Here is an 8,092-nt window from a genome sequence, read left to right on the forward strand (position 1 = left end):
CGGTGGCGGCGTCGGCGCCCCCGTCCGCGTGGTCGTTGCGCGGCCACACGAAGGGGATCGCGTCCGGGGCCAGGTCCAGGGCCCGCGCGGCGGCCGCGCGGACGGCGGCCTCCAGGTGTCCGGGGGTCACTCCAGGCCCCTGTCGACCAGGCTCCGGATGATGTCGATGAGCACGTCGGGGTCGAAGGGCTTGGTGAGGTAGGCGTCCATACCAACGCGCCTGCCGCGCTGGTGGTCCGTCTCCTGGGTGCGCGCGGTGACCATGATGATGGGGCGGTCGCGGGTGCGGGCGTCGGCGCGCAGGCGCTCGACGGCCGTCCAGCCGTCCACGCGGGGCATCATGACGTCCATGGTGACCACGTGCGGGTCGATGTGCGCGGCGCGGTCGAGGCAGTCCTGGCCGTCCACGGCGGTGAACACCTCGAACCCCTCCAGTTCGAGGTTGAGGCGGATGAGTTCGCGGATGACGTCGTCGTCCTCGACGACGAGAACCCGTGTGGGTAGGGCGTTCACGGGCGCGACACTACCGCCGCCGGGCGACACGGCACCACCGGATTGCGGTCATCGCCGGGCCGGGGCGGGCGCGGCGGCGACGGGTGGACGAAGGGCGGCGCGCCCCTGCTACAGTTGTTCACGCAAGCCAGCCCCCTTAGCTCAGGGGATAGAGCAACGGCCTCCGGAGCCGTGTGCGCAGGTTCGAATCCTGCAGGGGGCACACAGGACGAACCAGCGGATTCACCCCGCTGACCAGCCAGAACGACGCCGACCGCCACGGTCGGCGTTTTTCGTTCCGCGGCACCCGGCACCACGTTTCCTGGACTTCCCCGGACACACGGTGGACGGGGCACGCGGCGGGCAGGACGTGTGACGCCACGCGGGGCGGTGGCACCGGGAGCTCCCGGTGGCACCGCCCCGCGTGTTGGGGCCGCCCGTGGTCGTCCGGCCGCCCCGGAGCGGCGGGCGGTGCCCGGTCAGGCGGGACCGGGCAGCGGCCAGGAGCCGTCCACGACCGCCTCGGGGTCCCTGCGCCGCAGGTAGTCCTGGAAGCTCGCGGCCTGTTCGGCCTTCCAGACCGCCTGTGCGGCGTGCAGGTCGTCGATGTCCATGGCCGCCAGTTCGGGGTGTGCGGCGGCGAGCTTCCAGGCCAGCCGGGCGGCGGCGAGCGCGTCCGCGGCGGCCCCGTGCGCCTGTTCGGCGTCCAGGCGCACGCCGTGGTGGGCGCACACGTCGACCAGTTTGCGCGAGCCGCGCCGGAAGGTGTCGAAGCGCTTGTCGATCACCAGCGGGTCCAGGACGCGCAGCGTCCCGTCGAAGCGCGCCCCGGCGTCGTGGCGCCGGAGTTCGGCGGAGAGCAGGCCCAGGTCGTAGGGGGCGTTGTAGACCACCACCGGCACTCCGTCCGCGGCGGCCTTCTCCAGGGCGGCGCCGATCTCGGGCACCGCCTCGGCGGCGGGGCGGCCGTGCTCGCGGGCGTGCTCGGTGGTGATGTGGTGGATGTCGGTGGCTTCCTGGGGGATGTCGATCCCGGGGTCGATGAGCCAGGTGGTGACCTCCTTGGTGCGGGCCGCGGGGTCGATGCGCCACAGGGCGGCGGTGACGATCCGGTCGTTGGCCAGGTCCAGGCCGGTGGACTCGGTGTCGAACGCGGCCATGGGCCGGGTGTGCCAGGTCATGGGGACCTTTCCGGGTCGGGATGTGCCCATAGGTACCCGCTCCGGCGCGTGTTGTGCCGGAGCGGGCGGACTTTCGCGGGCACGATCCCGTCCGGCGGCGGTGCCGGCGCGGGGCCGCGTCGAGCGGTCCCCCGTCCTGCGCGTGCCCGCACGGCCCTGCCCGGGAGGCGTTGTCCACAGGCGCGGACGGCCTCTGGTGCGGCGGGCGCGCGTGCCCTAACTTCGAGGCATGAAGTTCCTGGTACGCGAACGCGTTTTCGACATCGGTGACGACTACTGGGTGACCGACGAGGCGGGTGAGAAGGTCTTCCTCGTGGACGGCAAGGCGCTGCGGCTGCGCACGACCTTCGAGCTCAAGGACACCGGCGGCACCGTCCTCGCCGTCATCCGCAAGAAGCTGTTCAGACTGCGCGACCAGATGAGGGTCGAGCGGGAGGGCGGCGCCACCGCCACCGTGCGCAAGCGCCTGGTCAACCCGCTGCGCGACAAGCTCGTGGTGGAGGTGGAGGGCGCGCCGGACTGGGAGGTGACCGGGGACTTCCTCGGCAAGGAGTACGTGATCAGCGACGAGCACGGCACCGTCGCGCACGTGTCCCGCAAGTGGTTCCGCGTCCTGGACACCTACGCGGTGGACGTGAACACCCACCGCACCGACCTCGCCGGGGACCCCGCCCTGGTGATCAGCGTGGCGGTGGCCGTGGACACCCTCACCCGCGACGAGGACGAGGAGGGACCGGGGGACTGAGCCGGGGCACGCGCGGCGGCGCCCCGGCCCCTCCCCCGGGTCAGGCGTCGCGCCGGCGGAACAGCCACACCGCCGCCGCCCACACCAGCACCACCCAGGCCGCCATGACCGCGCCGCCCTGGAGGGCGGACAGGTCGGTCCGGTTGGGTCCTCCGAGCAGGAACATCTGGACCCCCGCGCGGTCGGGCAGGTAGTCGGCCGCGTCGGTGAGCATCGAGAGGAAGAAGGACAGCGCCAGCACCGTGCTGATCAGCACGGTCAGCGGCACGATCGCGTTGCGCGCGACGACGGTCAGCCCGGCCGCGAGCAGGGCCAGCAGGACCCAGTACAGGACGGCGCCCGCCAGGGCGCCCGGCACCGGGCCGCCGGCGATGTCCGCCAGCGGGTAGCCGTGCTCCCCCAGCCCGAACTGGGTGGCGGCGAAGGCGGCGGTCACGGTCACCGCCGCGACGGGCAGTGCGGCCAGGACCACCGCCGTCGCCTTCGCGAGGAGGAGTCGGGGCCGGTCGGGCACCGCCAGCAGCGAGGTGCGCAGTTGTCCGCCGGTGTACTCGCCGCTGACCGCGAGCACGCCCAGCACCACCATTCCGGCCTGCCCGTACATGATCGCGTCGAAGCCGCTCTGTTCGGGGACGACCTCGCGCACCAGCATCCCGGGGTCGTTCTCCAGGGCCCGGCCGACCGACCAACCCGACAGCCAGGCCAGCCCGACCGTCAGGAGCGGGGTCGCCAGGCAGGTGATCCAGACCGAGACGAGAGTGCGCAACTTGTCCGCCTCGGCGCGCAGGACGCCGTTCACCGCTGGCCCCCGGTCCACTCCTCGTGGCCCCGGCCGACGAGGGCGAAGAAGGCCTCCTCCAGTGAGTCGTGTCCGGCGGTCAGCTCCGCGGGTCCGCCCTCGGCGACCAGCCGTCCCCTGTCGATGACCACCAGGTGGTCGGCGATCCTGGCCACCTCTCCCATGAGGTGGCTGGAGAGCAGGACGGTGCGCCCGCGGTCGGCGAGCCCGCGGGTGAACCCGCGAATCCACCGGATGCCCTCGGGGTCGAGCCCGTTGACCGGTTCGTCCAGCACGAGCACCTCCGGGTCGCCGAGCAGGGCCGCGGCCAGGTTGAGCCGCTGTCCCATGCCCAGCGAGAACGTGCGCACCCGCGAGCGGGCGGCGTGCGCCAGGCCGACCCACTCCAGGACCTCCTCCGCCCGGGAGGCGGGCAGACCGTTGGCCCGGGCGATCCACCCCAGGTGGGCGCGGGCCGTACGGGAAGGGTGGGCGCCGCCGACGTCGAGCTGGGCGCCGACGGTGGCTGCGGGTGTGCGCAGCGAGGTGTAGGGCACCCCGTTCACCAGGGCGCGGCCCCCGTCGGGCCGTTCCAGCCCGAGCAGTGTCCGCAGCGTGGTGGACTTTCCTGCCCCGTTAGGCCCCAGAAATCCGGTGACCTGGCCGGGGCGGGCGGTGAAGGTGAGCCCGTCCACCGCCGTGTGGGCGCCGAAGCGCCTGGTGAGTCCGCGTATCTCGATCATGGCGACCATCGTGGGGCCCGGGGGCGGACCGGCGCGTCGGCCCGGAGTGGACAGTCGCACCGTCAACCCCGGGGGACGTCCGAGGCGGGCGCACGTGTTACCGGTGGGGCCGGGCGGCCGGGTCAGTCGCGGCGTGCGGCCCGGACCAGGCCGGTCTCGTAGGCGAAGACCACCAGTTGCGCGCGGTCGCGGGCGTCGAGTTTGGTGAGCAGGCGGCTCACGTAGGTCTTGACGGTGGCGCGGCTCAGGACGAGGCGGTCGGCGATCTCGGCGTTGGACAGCCCCCCGCCGACCAGGGCGGCGACCTCGCGCTCGCGCGGGGTCAGCGGGACGTCGGCCCACCCGTCCGACTCGGGTTGCCTGGACCGGACCACCTCGGCGATCAGGCGGCCGGTGACCTCGGGGGCCAGGAGCGCCTGGCCGTCGGCGACCACGCGGACGGCGCGCAGCAGCTCCTCGGGGGCGGTGTTCTTGAGCAGGAACCCGCTGGCCCCGGCGCGCAGCGCCCCGTACACGTACTCGTCGAGGTCGAACATGGTCAGGACGACCACGCGGGTAGCGGTGGTCCGCGCGCAGATTTGGCGGGTGGCGGCCAGCCCGTCGAGTCCGGGCATGCGCACGTCCATGAGGACGAGGTCGGGCCGGGTGCGCACGACCAGGTCGACCGCCTCGTGCCCGGTGCGCGCCTCGCCGACCACGGTGAGGCCGGGGTCACTGTCCATGAGCATGCGCAGCGAACCGCGCAGCAGGTCCTGGTCGTCGGCGACCACGATCCGCACCGGCGCCGCCTCACCCATGTCTGTCCCCCTGCCCTCGGACGGATACCGGGGCGCGTCGCCGCGGCGGCGCGCGGGCCCCGGGACACAGTCTGGCGGACTCCGCTCGCGGGTGGGTTCCCGTGTTCCGCCGCCTGTCGGCGCACGGGTGTCACCCGACGCTCAGACACTGTCCAGCACACAAATGTCACCCGGCACCCAAGGAGTCGTCAGTCACACGTAACTCCTTCGGTACACAGGTTCCGCGAAGCGCACGGGCACCGTCCGGCACACGGGCGCGCCGCGCGTTCCCGGTGGACGGGCCTTGGAACGCGGCTCGCCGTGTGCGACGGGGCGCTGGCAGTCGCCGCACGGCCTCACCCGGGCCCGGGTCCGAAGGGGATGTGCGCGCGGAGGCGGTGACCGCCGCCGGGGAGGGGCCCGGCGGAGAGGGTGCCGCCGTGCGCGGCGACACGCTCCGCCATCCCGGCCAGGCCGGTTCCGCTGCCCGGTACGGGAACGCGGCCGGGCGCGGGCCCGGTGTCGATGACCTCCACCTCCACGGCGGCGGCGCCGCCCAGGACGGTGACCTCGCAGGCGGAGCCGGGCGCGTGCCGGATGGCGTTGGTGAGCGCCTCCTGGACCACGCGGTGGACGCTGTCCGCCACGGCCGGGGGCAGCGCCCCGGCCCCTTCCGTCCGCAGGCGGCAGGTGATCCCCGTGCTCTCCGCGGTGGCGACGAGGGCCTCCAGGTCGGCCGGTCCCGGCCGCGGTCCCAGGGGCGCGTCGTGGTCGCCGCGCAGGGACACCAGAACCCCGCGGAGTTCGTCCGAGGCCTGGCGGCTGGCGGCCTCGATGTCGGCCAGGGCCGCCCGCAGGTCCTCGGCGTCCCCTCCCGTGTAGCGGGCCACCCCGGCGCGCATGCCGACCGCGCCCAGGGTGTGGGACACCACGTCGTGCACCTCGCGGGCCACCCGCAGCCGCTCCCGGACCCGGGCCTCGCGCGCCACCGCGGCGACCGCGCGCGCCTCCTGGACGCTGCGTTCCCGGACTGAGCGGCCCAGCAGCCAGGACAGGCCGAGGAGCACCGAGCCGACGCCGAGGTCGCGGAGCACTCCGTCCAGGGCCGCGCCGTTGGTTCCGAAGGCCACGATAGCCAGGACGCCCGCCAGCAGATACAACCCGTGCCGCGGCCGGGTGGGGCCGCGTTCGGCGGTCAGCGCGAGCGGGTACAGCGCCCACGCGGCGGCGGCCAGGGGCATCTGGCCCCATCCCGCGACGGTGGCCGCCAGACCGGCGGCGAGCACCGCGCCGAAGGAGGCGGCGGGCCATCTCCAGCGCAGCACGATCCCGGCCGCGACGACGGCGCACAGGACCGGGCGCACCCAGTCCAGCGGCTGGGCGCCCAGGGTGTGCGGGTCGGGCAGGCCTCCGGAGAGCAGCAGGTGGAGGAGGGCCACGGCGGTGTCCACCGCGAACCTGCGGCGCGTGGGACCGGGCCGGGCGTCCAACGCCGTCCAGTGTCGGGACGGCGCGGGGGCGGACGCACCGGTCGGCGGGGGGTCGGTCGCTGTGGTCACCGGTCGGGCTCCGTTCCGGAGGCGGGTGGGGGTTCCCCGTCCACGATGGCAGTGTCCGGCGGGTCCGTCGACGCGCTCGCGCGGTCGGCGGCGGCCGCGGGGCGGAGAGGGTGGCTGGCTGTAGTGCCCGGGGTGTCCGCGATGGGCCAGACTGTCGTTGGTCGACGGGCGAGAGGAAGGGACGGCGGGCATGGGTGCGGTCTGGAGGCGGGCGCTGCGGGCCAGCACGTACCTGCTGGTGGTTCTGGGTTCGGGTCTGGTGACGCTGGCGATGCTGCCGCTGACCCTGGCCGTGGCGCTGACCATCCCGATCGGGGGCCTGGGATTCGTGCTGCTCCCGCGCTGGGTGGGGCTGCTGGGCCGGTGGGCCTCCTGGCACCAGGGGTGGGCCTCCCGTTTCCTGGGCGTGCCGGTCCCGCGCGTGGGCGGGCGGGAGGCGTCCGGTTTCCGGGAGCTGTGGGGTCGGCCGTCCACCCGCCGCGTCCTGCTGTGGCTGCCCGTGTTCGCGCCCGCCAGCATCGTGCTGGGGCTCGTGGGGCTGCTGGCCCTCGCGATGCCGCTGAGTGCGCCGCAGTACCTGTTCTGGTGGGCGGTCCCGGGGGAGGAGCCGTTGCAGCTCCTGTGGCTCCCGGTGCTGGACTGGGGCACCGCTCTGGTCACCGGGGCCGCCTACGCGGTGATCGGGTGCGCGCTGGGCCTGGGCGCGGCCGTCCCTGCGGCCCGGGCCCACGCCCGCATGACCCTGGCGCTGCTGGCCCCCACCGAGGCGGAGCTGCTGGCGGCCCGGGTGGACGAGCTGAGCCGCACGCGCGCCGACGTGGTGGACGCGCACGGCGCGGAGCTGCGCCGGATCGAGCGCGACCTGCACGACGGCACCCAGGCGCGGCTGGTGGCGATCGCGATGCAGCTGGGTGTGGCGAGGGAGGCTGTGGAGAACCCGGCCGTGGCCGCGCTGCTCCGAAACGCCCACGAGGGCGCCGAGGAGGCGATGGCCGAGCTGCGCGAGGTGATCCAGGGCATCTACCCGCCGATCCTGGCCGACCGGGGACTGTCCGGGGCGCTGACCGCGCTGGCCGCCCGCACCACCGTTCCCACCCGCCTGGACGTGGGTGAGCTGGGCGCGCTCCCGGTGGCGGTGGAGACCGCGGCCTACTTCGTGGTCACCGAGTCGGTCACCAACGCGGTCAAGCACAGCGGGGCCGAGGAGATCTCCGTGCGCCTGGGACGGGAGGACGGCGTGCTGCGGGTGACGGTGCGCGACGACGGCTCGGGCGGGGTGGACGAGGAGCGCGGCAGCGGCGTGCGGGGACTGCGCCGCCGGGTGGCCGCCCTGGACGGTACGGTACGCGTGGACAGCCCGGCGGGCGGGCCGACCGTGATCGACGTGGAGATGCCGTGCGGATCGTGATCGCCGAGGACAACGTGCTGCTGTCGGCGGGGCTGGAGCTGCTGCTCTCCACCAGGGGCTTCGAGGTGGCCGAGGTGGCCGCGGACGCGGCGGCCTTCGCCGACGCCGTGGACCGCCACCGGCCCGACCTGGCCATCGTGGACGTGCGGCTGCCGCCGAACTTCCGTGACGAGGGCATCCACGCGGCGATCGGTGCCCGCCGCAGGCACGAGGCGCTGCCGGTGCTGGTGCTCTCGCAGTACGTGGAGAGGGACTACGCCGGGGAGCTGCTGGCCGACGGCCGCGGCGGGGTGGGCTACCTGCTCAAGGACCGGGTGGGCCGGGTCAGCGAGTTCGTGGACGCGCTGCGGCGGGTGGCCGGGGGCGGCACGGTGATGGACCCGGCGGTGGTGCAGCAGCTGCTGGCCCGC

General features: G+C 74.6%; 9 protein-coding genes and 1 tRNA gene. 4 read left to right on the forward strand and 6 right to left on the reverse strand.

Annotation, left to right across the window (positions count from 1 at the left end):
* Window positions 1-126: 126 nt before the first annotated feature.
* Window positions 127-513: a response regulator gene (locus DQW06_RS11900; protein ID WP_041552199.1), complete on the reverse strand. Its 387-nt coding sequence runs from the start codon at window positions 511-513 to the stop codon at window positions 127-129.
* A gap of 130 nt (window positions 514-643) precedes the next feature.
* Here DQW06_RS11900 and DQW06_RS11905 point away from each other — a divergent pair.
* Window positions 644-715: transfer RNA gene (locus DQW06_RS11905), tRNA-Arg, on the forward strand.
* 256 nt (window positions 716-971) lie between these two features.
* On the opposite strand, the gene DQW06_RS11910 is transcribed toward DQW06_RS11905, so the two are convergent.
* Entirely contained in the window at window positions 972-1,673 is a 702-nt protein-coding gene (locus DQW06_RS11910) for an exonuclease domain-containing protein (protein WP_071621335.1), read from the reverse strand.
* A gap of 229 nt (window positions 1,674-1,902) precedes the next feature.
* Here DQW06_RS11910 and DQW06_RS11915 point away from each other — a divergent pair, with 229 nt between their 5' ends.
* Window positions 1,903-2,418, forward strand: coding sequence for an LURP-one-related/scramblase family protein (locus DQW06_RS11915; protein ID WP_071621334.1), 516 nt, complete (start codon window positions 1,903-1,905; stop codon window positions 2,416-2,418).
* Window positions 2,419-2,458: 40 nt separating this feature from the next.
* Here DQW06_RS11915 and DQW06_RS11920 read toward each other — a convergent pair whose 3' ends face one another.
* From DQW06_RS11920 to DQW06_RS11935, 4 genes are all read right to left on the reverse strand, one after another.
* Window positions 2,459-3,184: an ABC transporter permease gene (locus tag DQW06_RS11920; RefSeq protein WP_232833008.1), complete on the reverse strand. Its 726-nt coding sequence runs from the start codon at window positions 3,182-3,184 to the stop codon at window positions 2,459-2,461.
* A gap of 29 nt (window positions 3,185-3,213) precedes the next feature.
* Window positions 3,214-3,939 carry an ABC transporter ATP-binding protein gene (locus DQW06_RS11925; protein WP_117198433.1) on the reverse strand — a complete coding sequence of 242 codons (726 nt, stop codon included), beginning with the start codon at window positions 3,937-3,939 and terminating at the stop codon, window positions 3,214-3,216.
* Between the two features lie 122 nt (window positions 3,940-4,061).
* Window positions 4,062-4,736, reverse strand: coding sequence for a response regulator transcription factor (locus DQW06_RS11930; protein ID WP_071621332.1), 675 nt, complete (start codon window positions 4,734-4,736; stop codon window positions 4,062-4,064).
* 335 nt (window positions 4,737-5,071) lie between these two features.
* On the reverse strand, window positions 5,072-6,274 hold the full coding sequence (locus DQW06_RS11935) for a sensor histidine kinase (protein ID WP_117198432.1): 1,203 nt from the start codon (window positions 6,272-6,274) through the stop codon (window positions 5,072-5,074).
* A gap of 190 nt (window positions 6,275-6,464) precedes the next feature.
* On the opposite strand from DQW06_RS11935, the gene DQW06_RS11940 reads away from it, so the two are divergent.
* Both DQW06_RS11940 and DQW06_RS11945 read left to right on the forward strand, forming a co-directional pair.
* Window positions 6,465-7,682, forward strand: coding sequence for a sensor histidine kinase (locus DQW06_RS11940; protein ID WP_013151364.1), 1,218 nt, complete (start codon window positions 6,465-6,467; stop codon window positions 7,680-7,682).
* Window positions 7,670-8,092 (forward strand): response regulator (locus DQW06_RS11945; RefSeq protein WP_157983411.1); only part of this gene is annotated, 423 nt, incomplete at its 3' end. The genes DQW06_RS11940 and DQW06_RS11945, both read left to right, overlap by 13 nt.

It is taken from the genome of Nocardiopsis sp. TNDT3, from assembly GCF_003427465.1.
Lineage (GTDB): Bacteria > Actinomycetota > Actinomycetes > Streptosporangiales > Streptosporangiaceae > Nocardiopsis > Nocardiopsis dassonvillei.